Origin of the sequence: Mesorhizobium sp. M0663, assembly GCF_040320585.1 — a bacterium.
In the GTDB taxonomy this organism is placed as follows: Bacteria; Pseudomonadota; Alphaproteobacteria; order Rhizobiales; family Rhizobiaceae; genus Mesorhizobium.
Genome location: NZ_JAMYPX010000013.1, coordinates 134,854 through 155,462 on the forward strand (window position 1 = coordinate 134,854; position 20,609 = coordinate 155,462).

Consider the following 20,609-nt stretch of genomic DNA (forward strand, 5'->3'; position numbering starts at 1 on the left):
GCCGCCCTGCCTAAGCGAGGACGGTCTGCAGCCGGGTCAGGTCGCCGATCTGCGCCATCGTTGCCTGGTAGCCGATACGGATCGCTTCGTCGGCGCGGTGGAATTCGGTCAGGCCGATATGGCTGAGCTTCGGCTGCAGCGATATGTCCGGCGGGTCGCCGGCCAGCCTGGCGCGCGAAATGCGGTCCTGGATGATGTTGAAGGCCTCGACCATGACGCCGGTAATGCCGAGCCGCGTCTCGCGCGACTGGCGTTCGGGATCGGCGTGGCCGGCCCTCGGCGCGTCTTTCTCGATGACCAGCTCGCCGGCATTGTGCTTGATCACCGCGGCGCGGCCGAACAGATCGTAGTGAAGGTTCACCGCAACTACGAGCGGCTGCTCGTAGGCACGGCAGACCGAGACCGGCACCGGATTGACCAGTGCGCCGTCAACCAGCACACGCCCATTGCAGGCGACCGGCTCGAACACGCCGGGCAGCGCGTAGGAGGCGCGCATTGCGGTGCTCAACGAGCCGCTCGACAGCCAGATCTCATGGCCGGTGCGGATTTCCGAAGCGACGCAGACGAATGGTTTTGGCAGGTCCTCGAAGCGGATGCCGGCTATGTGCTCGCGCAGCCGCGCATCGAGCTTCATGCCACCGAACAGGCCGCTGCCGCGTAGATTGAGGTCGAGAAGGCCAAAAATGCGCCGCCTGGTCAGGCTGCGCGCGAATTCTTCCAATTCGTCGAGTTTGCCGGCAACATAGCAGCCGCCGACCAGCGCGCCGATCGATGTTCCGGCGATCATCGACACTTCGATGCCGACTTCGTCAAGCGCGCGCAGCACGCCGATATGCGCCCAGCCGCGCGCACAGCCGCCACCCAATGCCAGCGAAATCCCAGTTTTGCCCGGAGATTTGGTTTCGGATGCGCCCGCGGCCGAGGAGAGGCCATTGGCCTCCCGAACGTCAGGTCTGTTGCGCAATGACGCCCAGTCGAGCATCACAATCTCCCTTGTCCCACGGTCATCCTATAGGCGGGCCGTATCGAAATCATGAATATACGTGGCTGAAGTGCTGCGAATGGTTCATATTGATGGTGTATTGGGCTTTCGATACGTTTTTTCCGCATCGAACAGCGGCTTGCTGCCGTCGCTGGCAAGCGTCCCTTTGCCATCGCTCAGCCCCACCGTCCGATAAAAGCATGAACGTCGGCCGGTGTGACAAGTTGCTTGGTGACCCAGCACTTTGACGCGCAACCATATCGCGTCCTGGTCACAATCCGTGAGCATCTCGACAACCTCCTGGACATTGCCCGAGGTTTCGCCCTTCTTCCACAGCGCGTTGCGCGAACGCGACCAGTAGTGCGCGATGCCGGTCTCGAGCGTCAGCGCCAGTGCCTCGGCATTCATGTGCGCGACCATCAGCAGCATGCCGTCTTTGGCATCGGTGACGACGGCGGTGACGAGGCCGCCGGCATCGAAGCGCGGCGAAAGGACCGTGCCTTCCTCAAGCGCCTTCTTGTCTGAGGGAGCTTTCGGGAACTCCAATGCCGACATTCGCCGGTCCTTATTTAACTAAGGTGGGGCGGGTCTGATCAGTTCCGCCGCCGCGCACCATGGTGACGAAGCGGACCTGCTCTTCGGGTGTATCCTTGAAGACGCCGGTGAAGGTCGAGGTCAGCGTGGTGGAGCCCTGTTTGCGGATACCGCGCATGGCCATGCACATATGCTCGGCCTCGAGCATGACGGCGACGCCACGCGGATTGAGCACGTCCTGGATGACCCCGGCAATCTGCGCCGTCATCGCTTCCTGGGTCTGCAGACGATGGGCGAAGATGTCGACGACGCGGGCGATCTTGGACAGGCCGACGACCTTGCCGTCCGGCAGATAGCCGACATGCGCCTTGCCGATGATCGGCACCATGTGGTGCTCGCAATGCGAGTGGAACGTGATGTCCTTGACGATCACGAGGTCATCGTAGCCGGCGACTTCCTCGAAGGTGCGGCCGAGTTCCTCGGCCGGACACATGTCGTAGCCGTTGAACATTTCGCGGAACGCCTTAGTGACGCGCTTCGGCGTGTCGATCAGACCCTCGCGGTCAGGGTTGTCGCCGGTCCAGCGCAGCAAGGTGCGCACCGCGGCTTCGACTTCGGCCTCGCTTGGCCGGTCGGTGACCGGCTTTTCCATATAGGCCGACTGCGGCATGAGTTTCTTGATAACGGCGTCCATAAAGGCGTCTCCCGTAGTTCCTCTCTTAGGAGGAACGAGTTGAACGGACCACGACCTTTCGGGTGTTAGAAACTCGCCCGGTTTCCAGCCCGTAAGTGGCGTGAACAGATTTGGGCATGACGAGGTTTGTGGTCGCCTTGTCGATACCCGACTACCGCCATTATATATGTTCGTGCCGAGCGAAAGGAAGACGCCAGAGCGGCAATCGCTGTTCGCTGGGCGGCGACGGATTGGAAAAATATGATCGACGATGTCTACAATGCGAAAATTCTGGGTTTTGCCGGAAATATCGCACGGATCGGCCGGCTCGACCGGCCCGACGCAACCGCACGAGCACATTCCAAACTGTGTGGCTCGACGGTGACCGTCGATCTGAAGATGGATGACGGCGTCGTCAGCGATTTCGCGCATGACGTGAAAGCCTGTGCGCTTGGCCAGGCGTCGTCTTCGATCATGGCGCAGCACGTCGTCGGCGCCAGTGCAGAAGAATTGCGCAGCGTGCGCGAGACGATGCTGAAGATGCTGAAGGAAAATGGCCCGCCGCCCGAAGGCCGCTTCGCCGACCTGAAATACCTGGAGCCGGTGCGCGACTATAAGGCGCGCCACGCCTCGACCATGCTGACCTTCGACGCAGTGGTCGACGCGATCGGCCAGATCGAAAAGAAGCGGGCGGAAGAGGCGGCCTAAACCTTGGCGAGAAAACGCCGGCTTTCGGCGAATTCCGCCCGGACCCAGTCGGCAAAAGCCCTGGCCGGCTCGGAAAGGTCATTCAGCCTTCTGGCCACTAGCCAATAGGCGCCCGACGCGACGTCGATGTCGAAAGGCTTGATCAGCGCGCCGGACGCAAGTTCTTCGCCGATCTGCAAAAGATCGCCCAGCGCGACACCATGTCCAAGCAAGGCTGCCTGCTTCGAAAGCGAAGCATCGGCCAGCATCGGGCCGCGCGCAGGCACGGCATCAGCCGTCACGCCCGCCGCTTCGAACCAGCGCGCCCAAGCCTGACGGTTTTCTTCGTGCAGCAATGTATAGCGACCAAGGTCGATCGGCTTTTCCAGAGCTGGGCCGGATGCAAGAAGTGCCGGCGACAGAACTGGGGAATCGACGACCGCGGCAAGCTGTTCGGCTTCGCTGCGTGGCCATGAGGTGGCGTGCGCACTGAAACGTAGGGCAAGTTCGGGCTGATCGCTGCGAAACTCTATCAACCTCGGGTCGACCTCAAGGGAAACGTCGATGTCGGGTCGCAACTCGCGAAACCGGTTGAGCCGCGGCACCAGCCATACGGATGCGAGCGATGGCTCGACGCTGACACGTACCAGGACTGCGTCGGGGCCGCCGTCAATTCCGAAAGCAGCCTGTCGATGCCCTCGAAACTTCTGACCAACTGGTCGTGCAGCCGCCGGCCGGTGTCGGTCAACTCGACGCGGCGATGATGGCGGAAGAACAAAGGTTGGCGCAGGAAGGTTTCGAGCTCGCGGATCTGTCGGCTGATCGCCGCCTGCGAAACATAAAGCTCCTCGGCCGCACGGCTGAAGCTCAGGTGACGACCGGCTGCTTCGAAGCTTCTGAGAGCCGTCAGGGGGAGGTGTCCGCGCTTCATTCGCATAACTCAGAGTTATCTGACGTGGACGTTATACTCGTTTGAAGAGCAAGGCCAGCGGCGCTCTAATCGGTGCTCAAGGAGTGCCGCCATGATCCAGTTTCTCAACGTTCTGGGCGATGTCCTGCGGATCGCGACGTTTCAGTGGTACGACGAGAAACCGCATAGGGATTGGTGCGAGGAGAGGCCGCCGACCAGCGTCGCCGTATGTCGAAGGCCGACGCCCGACCGCTACCCGGTTCGCCGTACCAGGCCATGATGGGATTGCCGGAACGGCATTGCGTTCCTGGCCCGATGCGCACATCTATCGCGTAGGGAAACGCGATGTGGAGACTGCGGTGGTCGGCCAACATCGGCAAGCGCACGGCGCCAGACCGATTCGACAAGGACGCAATTGGCCCGGCCCGTGGCGCAAGACGCCGGGCCGCGTCTTCGGCACGTCGCTTGTCCGACTCTACCAGCTGACGCTGTCCGGCTTCGTCGGCAATTCCTGCCGGCATCTGCCGACCTGTTCCGAATACGCGCACGAAGCGATCGCCCGCCACGGGCTGTGGGCCGGCGGCTGGATGGGGTTTTTCCGGGTGCTGCGCTGCGGACCGTTCGGCACGCACGGCATCGACCGGGTGCCTGAGGCACTGGCTGATCGCTACCTCTGGTTCACGCCATGGCGGTACTGGCGGATCGGGAAAAAACGTGGCGAGCTGGACAGTTGACCGCAACTGTGCGGTGCACAAAGGGATCGCTTTCTACGCTCTGGTAGGGTTAACCGCAGCTTGCGCTGACACAGCGCATTTGAGACAAAATCGAGACAAGACACCTCGCTAAGCCGCTCCTGACACCCTTCAGGAGAGATTACCAAATGCGCCGGATAGATCGTCTTCCCTTCGTTTTCGCCGTGGTTCTCTATGTCCTGGCGTGGCTGATGGGTTTTCCGATCCGTACGCAATCGGCGCCGCTCGGGGACGTCGAATGCACGCTGATCGTCGACGCCGCAAGCGGCGAGACGCTGTATCGCCAAGGGACCTGCGATCAACGCTTCAGCCCCGCCTCGACATTCAAGGTTCCGCTGGCGCTGATCGGCTATGATGCTGGAATCCTGAGCGACGAGCATACGCCAAGCTGGGAGTACAAGGCAGAGTTCAATGCCCCGAAACGGGACCGCAAGACCGTCGACCCGACGATCTGGGAAAGGGATTCGGTCCTTTGGTTCTCACGCGAGATTACGCGCCGGCTCGGCAGCAAACAGTTTGCCGGCTATGTGTCCAGATTGGACTATGGTAACACCGAAGTCTCCGGCACTGCCGGCAAGAATGACGGCCTCACCCATTCCTGGGTGAATTCTTCGCTCAAGATATCTCCGGTCGAGCAGGTCGATTTCCTGCGCAAGCTGCTGGCGCGGAAACTGCCGGTCTCGGACAAGGCCCATGCGATGACCAGCGCGATTGTCCCGACCTTCCGGGCAGGCGGCTGGACGGTGCAGGGCAAGACTGGAACGACCAGGCTCGGCGACAGCGCCGACAAGCGCTCGCTTGGCTGGTTTGTCGGCTGGGCGCAGACCGATGCTCGCAAGATCGTCTTTGCCCGCCTGGCAGTCGATACGAAACGTTCCGACACGCCAAAGGGGCTCAAGACGCGGGCGATGTTCCTGAAAGATCTGCCGAATCTCCTCAGGTGACCTACATCCGGCTTTACGGCGCCGAAAACTGCCCATAAAAGACCGCTCGCCGCCGGACGCATCCGGCTTTTGCCTGATGCATGTCGTTACCCCAAAACCGCTGCGCACTTTTGGGCGACATGCATTTTCACCACCCGCGCTCGTTTGCGGGACTGGATAGGAGAATCTTATGCTGAATTCCGTTTCCCTGACATTTCCCGATGGTTCCGTTCGCGATTACGACGCGGCGATGACCGGCGCCGGCCTGGCGGAATCGATCTCGAAGTCGCTGGCCAAGAAGGCCGTTGCCTATTCGATCGACGGCACAGTGCGCGATCTTTCCGACCCGATCGGCAGATCGGGCAAAGTCGAGATCATCACCCGCGAGGACCCGCGTGCGCTGGAGCTCATCCGCCACGATGCAGCCCATGTGCTGGCCGAAGCCGTGCAGGAACTTTGGCCGGGAACGCAGGTGACCATCGGGCCGGTGATCGAAAACGGATTCTACTACGATTTTGCCCGCAACGAGCCGTTCACGCCCGACGATTTCCCGGTGATCGAGAAGAAGATGCGCGAGATCATCGCGCGCAACAAGCCGTTCACCAAAGAGGTGTGGTCGCGTGAGAAGGCGAAAAGGATCTTCGCCGACAAGGGCGAGCGCTACAAGCTCGAGCTGATCGACGCCATCTCCGAGGATCAGGATCTCAAGATCTATGCACAGGGCGACTGGTTCGATCTTTGCCGCGGCCCGCATATGGCCGCGACTGGCCAGATCGGCAACGCCTTCAAGCTGATGAAGGTCGCCGGCGCCTATTGGCGCGGCGACAGCAACAACCCGATGCTGACCCGCATCTACGGCACGGCCTGGGCCGACCAGGCGCAGCTCGAAGCGTATCAGACGATGCTGGAGGAGGCCGAGAAGCGCGACCACAGGAAGCTCGGCCGTGAGATGGACCTGTTCCACTTCCAGGAGGAGGGCCCCGGGGTCGTGTTCTGGCACGCCAAGGGCTGGAGGATGTTCCAGAACCTGGTCAATTACATGCGTCGCCGCCTCGACGAGCAGGGCTATCAGGAGGTCAACGCGCCGCAGGTGCTCGACAAGAGCCTGTGGGAGACGTCAGGCCATTGGGGCTGGTACCGGGACAACATGTTCAAGGTGACGGTTGCTGGCGACGACACCGACGACGACCGGGTGTTTGCGCTGAAGCCGATGAACTGCCCCGGTCACGTCCAAATCTTCAAGCACGGGCTGAAATCCTACCGCGATCTGCCGGTAAAACTTGCGGAATTCGGCAATGTGCATCGCTATGAGCCGTCCGGCGCGCTGCACGGGCTGATGCGCGTGCGCGGCTTTACCCAGGACGATGCGCACATCTTCTGCACCGAGGAACAGCTCGCCGACGAGTGCATCAAGATCAACGATCTGATCCTCTCGACCTATGCCGATTTCGGCTTCGACGAAATCACCGTCAAGCTGGCGACCCGCCCCGAAAAACGGGTCGGCACCGACGCGATGTGGGATCATGCTGAGGGCGTGCTGCAGGACGTGCTCGACAAGATCGCGGCGCGGTCGGGCAACCGGATCAAGACGGGCGTCAATCCGGGCGAGGGCACGTTCTACGGGCCGAAGTTCGAATATGTGCTGAAGGACGCCATCGGCCGCGACTGGCAATGCGGCACCACGCAGGTTGATTTCAACCTGCCGGAACGGTTCGGCGCCTTCTACATCGGCTCGGATTCGGAAAAGAAGCAGCCGGTGATGGTGCATCGCGCCATCTGCGGCTCGATGGAGCGTTTTCTCGGCATCCTGATCGAGAATTATTCCGGCCATTTCCCGCTCTGGTTCGCGCCGCTGCAGGTGGTGGTGGCGACGATCACTTCCGATGCCGACGATTACGCGCGAAAGGTCGTCGCGCAGCTGAAGGCGGCCGGGCTGATCGCCGAGGCCGACCTGCGCAACGAGAAGATCAACTACAAGGTCCGCGAGCATTCGCTGGCCAAGGTCCCGGTCATACTGGTCTGTGGCAAGCGCGAGGCCGAGGAAGAAACGGTCAATATCCGTCGTCTCGGGTCGCGCGACCAGGAATCGCTCGGCCTCGCAGCCGCCGTGAAGCTGCTTGCCGACGAGGCGGTGACACCCGACCGCAAGCGCCGCGCGGCCTGAACCAGTCGACCAGCAACGAATGGCGGTGGAGCGATCCACCGCCATTTTTTATATTTTATATGCCTGTCACGCCGCGCGCCTATCTGGCAAATCGATCGACGTGCGCGTCGGCAACGCGCTGGCGCGACGCATGCGCAAGGCAGCTTAGAGGGGCGCGCCTCAGTCGGCGCCTTCCTCGGAATCGATGGCCGAAGCCTCGGTGGCCAGAACCTCGATGTCCTGGTTGTGCCCAGCCACCACCGTAAAATCCTTCTGGTAGATGCGGTCGCGGTTCTTGGCGATGATGGTGTAGTCGCCCTCGGCCAGCACCATCGAGGCAAAGGCGCCGACGGTTTCCTTGATCGGATCGCCGGATTCATTGAGCAACGACCAGGAGGTGTCGGCGATAGCCTCGCCGCCTGGTTCGCGCACCAGCTTCATGGTCATCTCGGCGGCACGGTGCTCGACCGTCGCTTCGGTGAGCTTGCCGGCCTCGACGCGGATGTCGGAGCGGATGACCGCGTTCACCGCGCCATAGGTCGACACGACGTGGTAGGTGCCGGCATTGAGCCGCACGACGCTGTTCGGCTCGACATCGGGTATGATGAGGGCGCGATCGCCATCGGCCGCGGCGTGGCTCTCATAGATCGAGAAGCGCAGCTTCTTCGGCGGTATGCGTACCCCGCCGGACAGCACGGCATCGAGCTTGAGGCCACCGGCATCGAGCACGAGGCTCTCGCGCTTGGCTTCCTTGCCGACGGTGATGCGCTTGGTGGCGCCGGCCCGCCCGTAGGAGGCGTGGACCAGATACGAACCCGGCTCGAGCTGGAATATGGCGGTGCCGCCATGAGCGGAGGCGACCATCGGCAGCTTGCCGTCGCTGGCCGATTCGGGTTTGAAGACGCGCCAGACGATGCCGCGCGTGATGTCGGCGCCCTTGTCGGTCAATTGCGCTGACAGCGTGATCGCCCCGCTGCTGCCCAATGCCAGCGATGTCTCGCTTTTCGGAGGCGCATAGCCCGAAATTCCGGGAAGCTTCAGCTCGCCGAGGCCGTCCACATCCTGGGCGACGGCAAGCGAAACCGGCACCATCAACAGTGCGGCAGCGAGCCATATCAGGAAAAGACGCAATGTCCCCTCAAACATGCCTTGCGTTGAAGCCCAAGGCGGTGGCAATTTCAAGGCTTAAGAGTCCGGTCGGCTTCTGCTACAGGGCTCTTTGTCCGGCGCGCCGCGCCAATGCCCAAGCCGCCCGATGTCCCGATGGTGCGCTTCAGCTCAAATTCCAGGAGACTTGCGCCCATGGCGTCGCCGATCATCGATCTTCTGCTGACCCGAAATTCCGCGCCGATCCCGGATTTGAAAGAACCGGCACCGGGCGATGCGGAGATCGCGACGATGATCGCCGCCGCCTCGCGGGTGCCGGACCATGGCCGGCTGGAGCCTTGGCGTTTCATCCTCTATCGCGGCGAGGCCCGCATCGAGATCGGCAAGAAGCTGGCAGAACTTGCCGAACAGCGCGAAGGGCCGCTGCCGGAAGGCCGGCGCAACCAGGAATTGGCGCGCTTTTCGCGGGCGCCGCTGGTCATCGGCGTGATTTCTATCCCCAGGGAAAATCCAAAGATCCCGCAATGGGAGATGTTCCTGTCCGGCGGCATGGCGGCGATGAACCTGATGCTTGCCGCCAATGCGCTGGGCTACGGCACCAACATGATCAGCAACTGGTATTCCGACGTGCCCGAGGGCAGGGCGATCCTCGGCCTGGCGCCGCATGAGCGGGTCGTCGGCTTCGTCCATATCGGCTCCTACCAGGGGCCAGCGCCGGAACGACCGCGGCCCGATCCGGCAAAGCTCTATGCCGACTATTCAGGGCCGTGGGTGGGATAATTTCGGCGCGGAACAGACCCCTAAGGATCAAGCTCCGATGCCTTGGCTCGTGCCAGGAGCCGCTCTGCGAGCTTGAGATGCGGCCGGTCGTACATCTTGCCATCCATGCCAACGACGCCGGGATTTCCTGCCGCCTCGAACGCCTCGACGATCGCCAGGGCGCTTTTCACCGCTTGCGCCGAAGGTGTGAAGGCGGCGTTGATGACCGGCACCTGCGCCGGATGGATCGCCATCTTGCCGGTGAAACCGTCGCGCTCGGCCTCGGCGCATTCGGCCTCGAAGCCGGCCATGTCGCGAAAATCCGGAAACACGGTGTCGATTGCCGCGACTTCCGCGGCACTTGCGGCAAGCATGGTCATGGTGCGGGCGAAGCGGAACACATCCGTGTAGCGGCCATTCCCGTCGCGCGTCGCGCGCGCGCCGATCGCCGCCGACAAATCTTCCGCCCCCCAGGTGACGCCGACAAGCCGCGCGCTTGCACGGGCGTAGGTCGCTGCGGCCAAGACGCCTGCGGCCGTTTCTGTGATGATCGGCAGGATCCTTATCCCTCCATCCGGCAGGCCGCTTTCGGCTTCGTGCACCCTGAGCTTGGCCGAGAGATGCTGGACATCCAGTCCGCTGTTCGACTTAGGCAGCATGATGCCGTCTGGTTTTGCTGGCACGAGCGCCGCCAGATCGTCGTCGGTCAGTCCGGTCGAAAGGTCATTGACGCGCACATAGATCGCGGAGCTGGTCCGGTGCCTGTGCTCGGCGATAAAACGCGCCGCTGTGTCGCGCGCCAGACCTTTGTTCTGCGCAGCAATCGAATCCTCGAGGTCGACGATGACCACGTCGGCGCCTACGCCAAAGCCCTTCTCCAGCTTCTTTTCCGAATCGCCGGGAACGAAGAGCAGAGAACGCATCGGCTATGCCTTTTTCATCATCATGGCTTGCCTCGTGCATTTGGCAACCAGCACATCGTTCTGGTTATAGGCGCGGTGCTCGAACTCGACGATACCGCGGTCCGGTTTCGACCTGGAATCGCGCACCGAAACCACCGTGGTCTCGACGCGAATGGTGTCGCCATGGAAGACGGGGTGCGGAAACACTGTCTCCTTCATGCCGAGATTGGCGATGGTGGTGCCGACGGTGATGTCATTGACCGAGATGCCGATCATCAGGCCAAGCGTGAACAGCGAATTGACCAGCGGCTTGCCCCATTCGCTCTTCGCCGCGAAGTCGAAGTCGATGTGCAGCGGCTGCGGGTTCAACGTCATCACCGAAAACAACATGTTGTCGCTTTCGGTCACGGTTTTGCGCAGCGTGTGCGTGAACACTTGGCCGACAGCGAACTCCTCAAGATAAAGCCCGGCCATGGTCGATCTCCTCCGCTGCTTCAGGGTTGATAGGCGTTGCATATCGCGCTCGCAAGCCAGTTAACGAACATGGTGAACCGTTCGTAAACCATTTGTGCCTACGGTCTCCGCCAGGGTCAGAAGCGTTCTGGCAAGGGGCGTAAGCAGGCGACATGGTCGTTTCGCATTTCCTGAAATGGATCCATACGGCGAAGGTGTCGGAGCGTGCTGCGGCGGCAAGCGCGCTGGCTCGCGCCTATGTCGACTCGGACCTGCCTTTCGAGGACCGCTGCGCTGCCGAGGCGGCGCTGACGCTGCTGCTCGATGACGTATCGTCGAAGGTGCGGCTGGCGATCGCCGACGCGCTTTCCATGAGCCATCATGCGCCGCCGCAGATCGTCAGCGCGCTGGCCTCGGACCAACCGGAAGTCGCAGCCTTGGTACTGGCGCGGTCGCCGCTGCTTGCCGATGCCGACCTGATCGATCGGGTTGTCGGCGGCCAGAAGGCGACGCAGAAGGTGATCGCCGACCGGCCACGCGTCTCGATGTCGGTTGCGGCGGCGATCGCCGAGATCGGCGAGCCGGAAGCCTGCGCCACGCTGCTCGCCAACAGCGGCGCCGATATCGCATCGATCAGCTTTCGGCGCATGGCCGAGCGGCACGGCCATCTGCCTCTGGTGCGCGAAGCGCTGATTGCCGACGCGCGCCTGCCCGCCGATTGCCGGCATTTGCTGCTGGTAAAAGTGGGCGAGACGCTCAAGGGCTCGCCGCTGGTGCTGGCGCTGATGGGCGCCGCCAGGGCCGAGCGCGTCACGCGCGATGCTTGCGTCAAGGCTTCGGTGACGCTGATCGAAGGCACGCGGACAGAGGAACATACCGCACTTGTCGAACATCTGCGCCTGCGCGGCGACCTGACCGCAAGCTTCGTCGTCCGCACCATTGCGCACGGCAAGGTCGACTTCTTTGGTTCGGCGCTGGTCGCGCTCAGCCAACAGTCCGAACAACGGGTGAGAGCACTGCTGGCCGGCGGGCATGACATAGCGTTGCAGGCACTGTTCCGCAGCGCCGGGCTTGCCGCCGCCACCCACGCCATCATTCTGCGCGCGCTGAAGGTCTGGCGCGAGGTCGCCAATGGCAAACGCCTCGCCGGCGTCCAGGAAGTGAGCTGGCTGATGCTGAAGGAATTGGGCGGACAGTCCGCCGAAGGCGATCTCGCCGGGCTGGTCAAATCGATCCATCTCGACGCGCTGCGCGAGAACGCACGCGGGCACGCGCTGGCGATCGCCGCTGCTTAAACCCGGTCCTTCGCGAAAAAATCCGGAAAATCCTCGATCGCGGCGGCAATGATGCGCAGCGAGGCGGCGATCTGCAGCATTTCGGCTGCTTCGCTTCGCTCCGCGATGCCAGCTGCATATTGCCTGGCGACGGCGACGGTCGTCGTCTGCGGCTCGCCGGGCCGCCTGAACAGCAGCTCGCGTGCCAGACCGCGCAGGAAATTGGCGATGGAAAGTGCTGTTTCAGGTGGGATCGCGGAACTCTGTTGCGCGTTGCGCAGCCGCAGGATTTCGAGGCCGACAGTAACCGCAGCAATGCCGCCGTCGAGAACGGCGTCGCCTTTCTCGCCGGCGTTCTGCAGCAGCGGCATCAACTGGTTGATCCTGTCGTAGGCAAGGCTTTCGAAGGCCGATCGCCGCGGCATGCGCTCATGCAGACAAAGGCGGGCAAGATCTTCGCGCATGGCTTGCCGGATGCGGTTGACGGTGACCCAGGGGTCGGCGGGCAGCACGATGGCGAAGACGCCGATCGCCAGAAGAATGCCGACCAGGACCGATGCCGAATTGGCGAAGAACGGAAACGGATCGTAGGTCATCGCCTGATGTGGGCTGAGGAAGGCAAGGAAATTGATGGCAAAGGCCGTTGCCACGCCGACATAGCGCGGATTCGCCATGCCCAGTGTCGCTGGTATCAGGATCGGCACGACAAAGACCATGAACCATCCGAAGCCTGGCAAAGCCGGAAGCGCCAACTGGCCGATGAGAAACGCAAAGGGCAGGGCGAGCAACGTGCCCTCGAAGAAGTTCCATGCCGACCGGATCGGATCGGGGCGAGCGGCGAACAGGCTGGAGACGACCGCGACCAGAATGACCGTGCCCGTCGCGTCCGACCATTTCGTCGCCAGCCAGAAGCCGGCGACCAGGAGCGTGGCGATAGCGGCGCGCACGGCATTGCGCGATGCCGCACGGTAATCGCGGTGCACCACCAGCGCTGGCTGCCGCCGTTCGCGACTGGCACGAGACGGGGGAGAGCGGAGTGCATCCAGGCCGCGCAGCACTTGCTGCATGGCCTCGGCGAAGTCGGCGGCAATGGTTAGGCGGGTGACAGTGCCAGCCCAGTCAATGTCTTGCCCGGCCGCGATGTCAGGCATCTGTCGCGCCTTGCCGGCGATTGCGTCGAGCCGCGCCACCCAGGGCGCCGTATCGTCCAGCGCGCGCGGCTTGGCTACCAGTTCGCCGACAACGGCCTGCAACTCGGCGCGAACGGGGATGAGGGCTGCATTCTTCGGAGCGGCATGGGCATGCAGCGCACGCGCCGCTGACAGGGCCGACAGAAGCTGACCGATGGTACGCCGGACCGGATAGGCGCGGGTGGCGAGGCTCGGCCCCTCCAGCCTTGCGTAGGTGCGCATCTCGCCGAGCGTCTGGACATCGCCGATCAGCTTGCGGTGCAGCCCGGCAAGCTTTTCCGCATCGCCGCCGGAAAAAGCGCCGTCCGCATAGGCCGCCAGGTCGAGAATACTGCGTTTCAGTCTTGAGATGATGGCGTCGGCGGCCAGTTTTGGCAGGATCAGCCGGCTGGTCAGCGCAGCGCAGACGATACCAAGCACGATTTCCGCGCAGCGCGCCACGGCGAGATCGATGACGAGGTGCGGCTGGCCGAAAGCCGGCAGGCCGATGATCATCGCGGTGTAGCCGGCAAGCGCCGCGCCATAGGCTTCCGGATTGCGTAGCAGCGACGAGACCAGCGAGCAGATGCCGATCCAGACGGAAAGAACTGCAACCAGCAACCACGGGTTGGCATCGAAAACAGTGGTAATGCCGATCGCCGCCAGCGCGCCGGCAAGCGTGCCGAGGAGACGATAAAACCCCTTCGCCAGCACCATGCCGGCGACCGGCTGTGCGACGATGAACACCGTCATCATCGCCCATTACGGGTGGTCGAGCTTCAGCGCATAGGCGGCCAAAATCGCGATGAGGCCGGCCGAAACGGTCCGCAGGGCAAAGATCCAGTCCCAGCGCGTCGGCCGCGTCAGGCCAGCGATCCGCGTGCCGATATCGTCCTTCAGCCGCGCCCAGGTCAAGTGCTCGTCTCCAGCTCAGAAGGCCAAGCTAGCGGCGGGAGCTCAGATATCCAGCACTTCCGTCTCGGCGAATTCCGCGCGTTCCTGGATGAAGCGGAAACGGGCCTCGGGCTTGGTCCCCATCAATGCGTCGACCGCATCCTTGGTCGCCGCCTCGGCATCGATAACGTCGACCCGCAGCAGCGTGCGCTTTTTCGGGTCCATGGTGGTTTCCTTGAGCTGGGCGGCCATCATTTCGCCCAGCCCCTTGAAGCGGCCGATTTCGACCTTGCCGCGCCCGGTGAATTCGGTGCGCAGGAGTTCGTCCTTGTGCGCGTCGTTGCGGGCATAGGCGACCTTGCCGCCTTGCCGAATCGAATAAAGCGGCGGCACCGCCAGATAGAGATGGCCGCCGCGGACCAGGCTCGGCATCTCCTGGTAGAAAAAGGTGATCAGCAGCGAAGCGATATGGGCGCCGTCGACGTCGGCATCGGTCATGATGATGACCCGGTCGTAACGCAGGTCCTCGTCGCGATATCTCGAGCGCGTGCCGCAGCCAAGCGCCTGGATGAGGTCGGATATCTGCTGGTTGGCGGCAAGCTTGTCGTTGCCGGCGCTGGCGACGTTGAGGATCTTGCCGCGCAGGGGCAGCACCGCCTGGCTGGCGCGGTCGCGCGCCTGCTTTGCCGAACCGCCGGCCGAATCGCCCTCGACGATGAACAGCTCGGCACCGGCGGCGGCATTCTGCGTGCAGTCGGCGAGCTTGCCGGGCAGGCGCAGCTTGCGCACCGCACTCTTGCGCGACACTTCCTTTTCCTGGCGGCGGCGCACCCGCTCGTCGGCGCGCGCGATCACCCATTCGAGCAGTTTCGAAGCTTCCTGCGGATTGTCGGCCAGCCAGTGGTCGAACGGGTCGCGGATAGCGCTTTCGACGATGCGGATCGCCTCGATCGTCGCCAACCTGTCCTTGGTCTGGCCGACAAATTCCGGTTCGCGGATGAACACCGACAGCATGCCCGCCGCCGAGATCATCACATCCTCGGAAGTGACGATCGAGGCGCGCTTGTTGCCGACCAGGTCGGCATAAGCGCGCAAGCCGCGCGTCAGGACGTTGCGGAAGCCGGCCTCATGCGTGCCGCCTTCGGCGGTCGGAATGGTGTTGCAATAGGAATTGATAAAACCGTCGCCGCCGAACCAGGTTACCGCCCATTCGAGCGAACCGTGGCCGCCCTGCTTCTCGCTCTTACCGGCAAACATTTCACGGGTGACCTGGAATTCGTCGCCGAGCGAGGCTTTCAGATAATCCTTGAGGCCGCCCGGAAAATGGAATTCTGCCTTGGCCGGCGTCGTGTCCTTTTCCTTGATCAGCGAGGGATCGCAGGTCCAGCGGATTTCGACACCGCCGAACAGGTAGGCCTTTGACCGCGCCATGCGGTAGAGCCGCGCCGGCTCGAAAGCAGCACCCTTGCCGAAAATCTGCTCGTCTGGATGGAAGCGGATCTTCGTGCCGCGGCGGTTGTGCACCTCGCCGAGCTGCTCCAGGCCGGTCACCGGAACGCCTCGCGAGAAGCGCTGGCGATAGAGCTTGCGCCCAATCGCGACCTCGACCTCGAGATGGTCGGACAGCGCGTTGACCACGGAAACGCCGACACCGTGCAGGCCGCCGGACGTCTCGTAAACCTTGCTGTCGAACTTGCCGCCTGAATGCAGCGTCGTCATGATGAGTTCGAGCGCCGGCTTCTTGAATTTCGGGTGCGGATCGACCGGAATGCCGCGGCCGTTGTCGGTTACGGACAGGTATCCGTCGGCGGAAAGCTCGACATCGATGAAGGTCGCATGGCCGGCGACCGCCTCGTCCATCGAATTGTCGATGACCTCGGCGAACAGATGGTGCATCGCCTTGTCGTCGGTGCCGCCAATGTACATGCCCGGGCGGCGGCGCACCGGCTCCAGCCCCTCCAGCACTTCGATATCGGCGGCACTGTAGCTCTCGCTGGCGTCGCGGGGCGCCGGCCGCTTCGCCGCCTGCACCAGCGGGTCGGCCGGGCGCGCGGCGGCGCGAGCCGGTTGCGGCTGCTTGTCCAATTTGGCGAAAAGATCGTTATTGTCGTCCATGCCGGTCCTGGATTCCGATGCTGCGAATCACCACCCGATACTGCCACGCTTTTTGCGGGCAGGCGACGGAGGTTCCTGTTACGTTCGAGGATAGAGCCTCTTACTGCAAAACCATTCGACAACCAAGCGGCGGAAATGGGTCGAAGCCTGGAGCATCGACGCTTTGTAAACCCTGTCCGAAGGTTACGCCGCAAGATTGGCTGAAAAAACGGTATTTGCGGACTGTCGCTGACCTAGAATGCAGCGGAACCCTCAAGAGGCTGTCGCTTAAGCATGTTGGATTACAGTTCGCTCCTGCTCGCGGCGGCGCTGTCGGGCACGTGCCTTAGCATCACCATGTTTGCGATCTGGTTCACCGCGCCACAGGCACGCTTTGTGCTGACGGTGGCCTGCGGCATTCTCGTGCTGGTCGCACATGTGGTGTTGTTCTGGCATTTCACCAGGGATCCAAGCGCCTGGCTTTGCCAGATCGTGCTTGTGCTTCTCAGCCTCGGCTTCCTGATCATCTGCCTGTCGGCCATGCAATACCTCGGCATAGGCGACTACAGGCGAGCCATCTTGCCGACCTTGGTTGCGATGGCCGTTTGCGCGGGCGCGACGTATCTCGGGTTTGATGGTGTCGGCTTTATTGTCACCTACGCGACGGTAACGGCGCTGCTCTCGCTCATCGGGGCGATGTTCTGGATTGAGGGTGGTCACGATCGCCGGATATTGCTGGTCGTCTCGTTCCTGAGCGGCGTCTGTGCGCTGTCGTTCGGACTTTGCGGCGCGGTCCTGCTGGTCACGGGCCAATGGGTGCTGGGTGTTGCGCCCGACAATTGGGCCGAGCGGGTGAATTCCGTCGTGGCCGTCGCCTGCATGACCGGGCTCGGCGCATTGACGCTCTCCCTGCACCATTTGCAGGCGCAGATCGAATTGAAGGCCGAGACGATGACCGATCCATTGACCGGGCTGATGAATCGGCGGGCGTTGACGGCACTCTACGGCGAGCGGGTCTTCGGCCCGTTCATGTCCGTCGCCATGTTCGACCTCGACCATTTCAAGAGGACGAACGACGTATTCGGTCACCCGGTCGGCGACCAGGTCCTGCGCCGCTTTGCCGCCGTCATCAGGAAATACGCCCGGACCGGCGTCGACGCCTTCCGGTTGGGCGGCGAGGAATTCGTGCTCGTCATGTCGCGGATGACGGAAGAGAAGGCCTATGACATTGCGAGCAAGATCAGCGTCGCCTTCGGCACGGAAGTCGTGGCCACCCAACTCGGTCCGTTGCGAAGCACAGTCAGCGGCGGCATCGGCTTTGGCGGAACAAACGGCACCGGTCTCGACGATGTGCTGGCCGAAGCCGACGCAGCACTCTATGCGGCAAAGCGCGCCGGGCGAAATCGCGTCGTCGTCCGGGACCGGGCGAGCAAGGCCGACGGGCCGGCCTTGCGTTCTGCCTGATTGAGGTTTCTATCTTCTTGTTAGACCCATGACCTTGTCCGAAAACCGGATTCCACTTTTCGGGATCATGATCTATTCCGCCGCACCCAGATATTCCGACAGCGGCGGGCAGGAGCAGACAAGGTTGCGGTCGCCGGCGACATTGTCGATGCGCGACACCGGCGGCCAGTATTTTGCCGCCGTGTCGGCATCGCCGGCGGGGTAGGCCGCCTCCAGGCGCGAATAGGGATGGGTCCACTGGCCGGCCAACGCCTCGGCGGCGGTGTGTGGCGCGTTGACCAGAGGATTGTCGCCCAACGGCCATTCGCCCTTCGCCACCTTGGCTGCCTCGCCGGCTATGGCGATCATCGCCTCGCAGAAGCGATCCAGCTCGCGCTTGGGCTCGGACTCGGTCGGCTCCACCATCAGTGTGCCGGCCACCGGGAAAGACATGGTCGGTGCATGGAAACCATAGTCGATCAGCCGCTTGGCGATATCGTCGACGCTGATGCCGGCGCTGTCTTTGAGCACGCGGGTGTCGAGGATGCATTCATGCGCAACGCGTCCGTTGCGCCCTTTGTAAAGCAGGGGGAAATGCTCGCCGAGCCGCGTCGCCACATAGTTGGCGGAGATGATCGCCGTCTCGGTCGCCTGCTTCAGGCCGGAAGCGCCCATCATGCGGATATACATCCAGGTGATCGGCAGGATGGAGGCACTGCCGAACGGTGCCGCCGCCACGGCATGGGCCGAGCCTTCGGTGACGTGGCCGGGCAGATATGGCTTCAGGTGCGCCTTGACGCCGATCGGGCCGACGCCGGGGCCGCCGCCGCCATGCGGGATGCAGAAGGTCTTGTGCAGGTTCATGTGGCAGACATCGGCGCCGATATCGCCGGGACGGGCGAGGCCGACCAGCGCGTTGAGGTTGGCGCCGTCGAAATAGACCTGGCCGCCATGGCTGTGGACGAGGGCACAAAGGTCGCGCGCGCCTTCCTCGAAGACGCCATGCGTCGAAGGATAGGTGAACATCAGCGCCGCAAGGTTGTGCGCATGCTCGGCTGCCTTGGCCTGCAGGTCGGCCATGTCGATATTGCCGTCCTCGGTGCAGCGCACGACGACGACGCTCATGCCGGCCATGGCCGCACTTGCCGGATTGGTGCCATGCGCCGAGGACGGGATCAGGCAGACGGTGCGATGGCCTTCGCCGCGCGACAGATGATAGCCGCGAATGGCGAGCAGCCCGGCATATTCGCCCTGGCTGCCGGCATTGGGCTGCAGGGTCACCGCGTCGAAGCCGGTGATCTCGGCCAGCCAGCCTTCCAGCTCGTCGATCATGGCGCGATAGCCTATCGAATGGTTTGCCGGCGCGAAGGGATGCAGGTTGGCGACATCAGGCCAGCTCACCGGCATCATTTCGGCGGCGGCGTTGAGCTTCATGGTGCAGGAGCCGAGCGGGATCATGGCGCGGTCGAGCGCCAGGTCCTTGTCGGCCAGCCGGCGCAGGAAGCGCATCATGTCGGTTTCCGAGTGGTTTTCGCGGAAGACGGGCTGGGTGAGGAACTCCTTGCCGCGCGGTGTTCCTGGCATGGAACTGCCGGCGGCAACGTCGGCCTTGGCGCCGAAAAGCGCTGCGATTGCCTCCAGATCGGCTTCAGTGGAGGTCTCGTCGAAGCTGATGCCGACATGGTCGGCGTCGATGACGCGCAGCAGCCGGCCGGTCTTTTCCGCGGCGGCGGCAATCGCGCCGGCTCTGCCCTTCACTTCCACGGTCACAGTGTCGAAGCGGCTGTCGCCGAGCACCGAAACGCCCGCTGCCTTGAGGCCGGCAGCCAGGCGGTTGGCCAGCGTGTGGACGCGGCCGGCAATCGCCTGCAGCCCGGCAGGGCCATGCCAGATCGCATAGGCCGTCGCCATGTTGGCGAGCAGCGCCTGTGCGGTGCAGATGTTGGACGTCGCCTTGTCGCGGCGGATATGCTGCTCGCGTGTCTGCAAAGCGAGGCGATAACCGGGACGGCCCTTGCTATCCGTCGACTGGCCAACGAGCCGGCCGGGCATCAGCCGCGTCAGCCTGTCGGAGACGGCGCAATAGGCGGCGTGCGGCCCGCCAAAGCCCATCGGCACGCCAAAACGCTGCATCGGGCCGACGGCGATGTCGGCGCCAAGCCTGGCCGGCGCATCGGTCAGCGTCAGGCCAAGCGGGTCGGCGATGAAGACGACCAGCGCGCCGGCCGCGCGGGCCTTGTCGATTGCTGCCTTGTGATCGCCGTAGACGCCGAACGTATCGGGCCAGGAGACCAGCAGGGCGGCGGTGTTGTCGTCGATCACCTCGCCGTCAACCTCGATGCCAAGCGGCTCGGCGCGGGTGCGCACGACGTCCAGCGTCTGCGGGTGCGGCGTGCCGGCCAGTGCCACCTTGGTGCGCTTGTCGCGATGATGGCGCAGCGCAATGCCAACCGCTTCGGCCACCGCCGTCGCCTCGTCGAGCAGCGAGGCCGACGCCACCGGCAGGCCGGTCAGTTCTGTCACCAGCGTCTGGAAGTTGAACAGCATTTCCAGCCGGCCCTGACTGATCTCGGCTTGGTAAGGCGTGTAAGCCGTATACCAGGCCGGGTTCTCGAACAGGTTGCGCTGGATCACCGGCGGCACGTGGACGCCATGATAGCCGGCACCGATGAAGCTCTTCAGCACCGTGTTCTTTGCCATCGTCGCCGCGAGCTCGGTCAGCGCTTCCGCTTCGCTTGCGGGCGCGGGCAGGGCCAGCGGCCGGTCGAGCCGGATCGACTTCGGCACTGCCTGGCTGATCAGGGTCTCGACCGAAGGAACGCCGATCGTCGCCAGCATGGCTCTGACGTCATGGAGGCCCGGGCCGATATGGCGAGCCGAGAAGGGGTAGGGTGCTGCGGTCATCTTCCT

Annotated in this window: 16 protein-coding genes and 2 pseudogenes; 8 read left to right on the plus strand and 10 right to left on the minus strand. The window is 63.3% G+C overall.

The genetic code is table 11. From position 1 onward, the window contains the following. Positions 1-10 precede the first annotated feature (10 nt). The 3 genes from NKI54_RS21860 to folE all read right to left on the minus strand — a co-directional run bounded on the left by NKI54_RS21860 (position 11) and on the right by folE (position 2,210). Positions 11-982 (minus strand): patatin family protein, encoded by a 972-nt coding sequence (locus tag NKI54_RS21860; protein ID WP_352692352.1) that lies wholly within the window; start codon positions 980-982, stop codon positions 11-13. Positions 983-1,066: 84 nt separating this feature from the next. Then, a complete protein-coding gene (gene hisI, locus NKI54_RS21865) occupies positions 1,067-1,537 on the minus strand; it encodes a phosphoribosyl-AMP cyclohydrolase (protein ID WP_352635466.1) in 471 nt (156 codons plus the stop codon). A 10-nt stretch (positions 1,538-1,547) separates the two neighbouring features. After that, positions 1,548-2,210 carry a GTP cyclohydrolase I FolE gene (gene folE, locus NKI54_RS21870; RefSeq protein ID WP_023678880.1) on the minus strand — a complete coding sequence of 221 codons (663 nt, stop codon included), beginning with the start codon at positions 2,208-2,210 and terminating at the stop codon, positions 1,548-1,550. A gap of 240 nt (positions 2,211-2,450) precedes the next feature. Between folE and NKI54_RS21875 the strand changes: the two genes are divergently transcribed. After that, positions 2,451-2,897 (plus strand): iron-sulfur cluster assembly scaffold protein, encoded by a 447-nt coding sequence (locus tag NKI54_RS21875; RefSeq protein WP_023678879.1) that lies wholly within the window; start codon positions 2,451-2,453, stop codon positions 2,895-2,897. Here the strand turns inward: NKI54_RS21875 and NKI54_RS21880 are convergent. Beyond that, positions 2,894-3,807 (minus strand): annotated as a pseudogene (locus NKI54_RS21880) (LysR substrate-binding domain-containing protein). The gene NKI54_RS21875 and the pseudogene NKI54_RS21880 overlap by 4 nt on opposite strands. Before the next feature lie 91 nt (positions 3,808-3,898). Between NKI54_RS21880 and NKI54_RS21885 the strand changes: the two are divergent. From NKI54_RS21885 to thrS, 4 genes are all read left to right on the plus strand, one after another. Next, the gene (locus NKI54_RS21885; RefSeq protein ID WP_352635464.1) at positions 3,899-4,066 is read left to right on the plus strand and encodes a hypothetical protein; all 168 of its coding nucleotides are present in this window, start codon (positions 3,899-3,901) and stop codon (positions 4,064-4,066) included. Positions 4,067-4,145: 79 nt separating this feature from the next. Then, positions 4,146-4,520 carry a membrane protein insertion efficiency factor YidD gene (gene yidD / locus NKI54_RS21890; protein WP_352635673.1) on the plus strand — a complete coding sequence of 125 codons (375 nt, stop codon included), beginning with the start codon at positions 4,146-4,148 and terminating at the stop codon, positions 4,518-4,520. A 146-nt stretch (positions 4,521-4,666) separates the two neighbouring features. Beyond that, complete coding sequence (blaOXA, locus tag NKI54_RS21895) at positions 4,667-5,482, plus strand: class D beta-lactamase (protein WP_352692353.1); 816 nt, start codon at positions 4,667-4,669, stop codon at positions 5,480-5,482. A 169-nt stretch (positions 5,483-5,651) separates the two neighbouring features. Further along, the gene (thrS, locus tag NKI54_RS21900) at positions 5,652-7,625 is read left to right on the plus strand and encodes a threonine--tRNA ligase (protein ID WP_352635460.1); all 1,974 of its coding nucleotides are present in this window, start codon (positions 5,652-5,654) and stop codon (positions 7,623-7,625) included. A gap of 159 nt (positions 7,626-7,784) precedes the next feature. Here the strand turns inward: thrS and NKI54_RS21905 are convergent, their stop codons facing one another. After that, positions 7,785-8,750 carry an RgsD C-terminal domain-containing protein gene (locus NKI54_RS21905; protein WP_023678874.1) on the minus strand — a complete coding sequence of 322 codons (966 nt, stop codon included), beginning with the start codon at positions 8,748-8,750 and terminating at the stop codon, positions 7,785-7,787. A gap of 156 nt (positions 8,751-8,906) precedes the next feature. On the opposite strand from NKI54_RS21905, the gene NKI54_RS21910 reads away from it, so the two are divergent. Next, a complete protein-coding gene (locus NKI54_RS21910; RefSeq protein WP_352568828.1) occupies positions 8,907-9,491 on the plus strand; it encodes a nitroreductase family protein in 585 nt (194 codons plus the stop codon). A 20-nt stretch (positions 9,492-9,511) separates the two neighbouring features. Here the strand turns inward: NKI54_RS21910 and NKI54_RS21915 are convergent, their stop codons facing one another. Together NKI54_RS21915 and NKI54_RS21920 are read right to left on the minus strand one after the other, a co-directional pair. Beyond that, entirely contained in the window at positions 9,512-10,393 is an 882-nt protein-coding gene (locus NKI54_RS21915) for an HpcH/HpaI aldolase/citrate lyase family protein (protein ID WP_352635456.1), read from the minus strand. Between the two features lie 3 nt (positions 10,394-10,396). Next, on the minus strand, positions 10,397-10,888 hold the full coding sequence (locus tag NKI54_RS21920) for a MaoC family dehydratase (protein WP_502897363.1): 492 nt from the start codon (positions 10,886-10,888) through the stop codon (positions 10,397-10,399). A gap of 110 nt (positions 10,889-10,998) precedes the next feature. On the opposite strand from NKI54_RS21920, the gene NKI54_RS21925 reads away from it, so the two are divergent. Continuing rightward, positions 10,999-12,120, plus strand: coding sequence for a DUF2336 domain-containing protein (locus NKI54_RS21925; RefSeq protein ID WP_352692354.1), 1,122 nt, complete (start codon positions 10,999-11,001; stop codon positions 12,118-12,120). Here the strand turns inward: NKI54_RS21925 and NKI54_RS21930 are convergent. Both NKI54_RS21930 and parE read right to left on the minus strand, forming a co-directional pair. Continuing rightward, positions 12,117-14,183 (minus strand): annotated as a pseudogene (locus tag NKI54_RS21930) (FUSC family protein). The gene NKI54_RS21925 and the pseudogene NKI54_RS21930 sit on opposite strands and share 4 nt — an antisense overlap. A 42-nt stretch (positions 14,184-14,225) precedes the next feature. Further along, positions 14,226-16,277 carry a DNA topoisomerase IV subunit B gene (gene parE, locus NKI54_RS21940; RefSeq protein WP_352451346.1) on the minus strand — a complete coding sequence of 684 codons (2,052 nt, stop codon included), beginning with the start codon at positions 16,275-16,277 and terminating at the stop codon, positions 14,226-14,228. A 273-nt stretch (positions 16,278-16,550) separates the two neighbouring features. Between parE and NKI54_RS21945 the strand changes: the two genes are divergently transcribed. Beyond that, entirely contained in the window at positions 16,551-17,720 is a 1,170-nt protein-coding gene (locus NKI54_RS21945) for a GGDEF domain-containing protein (RefSeq protein WP_352692357.1), read from the plus strand. 72 nt (positions 17,721-17,792) lie between these two features. Here the strand turns inward: NKI54_RS21945 and gcvP are convergent, their stop codons facing one another. Continuing rightward, positions 17,793-20,603, minus strand: a complete 2,811-nt coding sequence (gene gcvP / locus NKI54_RS21950; protein WP_352587967.1) for an aminomethyl-transferring glycine dehydrogenase — start codon at positions 20,601-20,603, stop codon at positions 17,793-17,795. Positions 20,604-20,609: the final 6 nt, after the last annotated feature.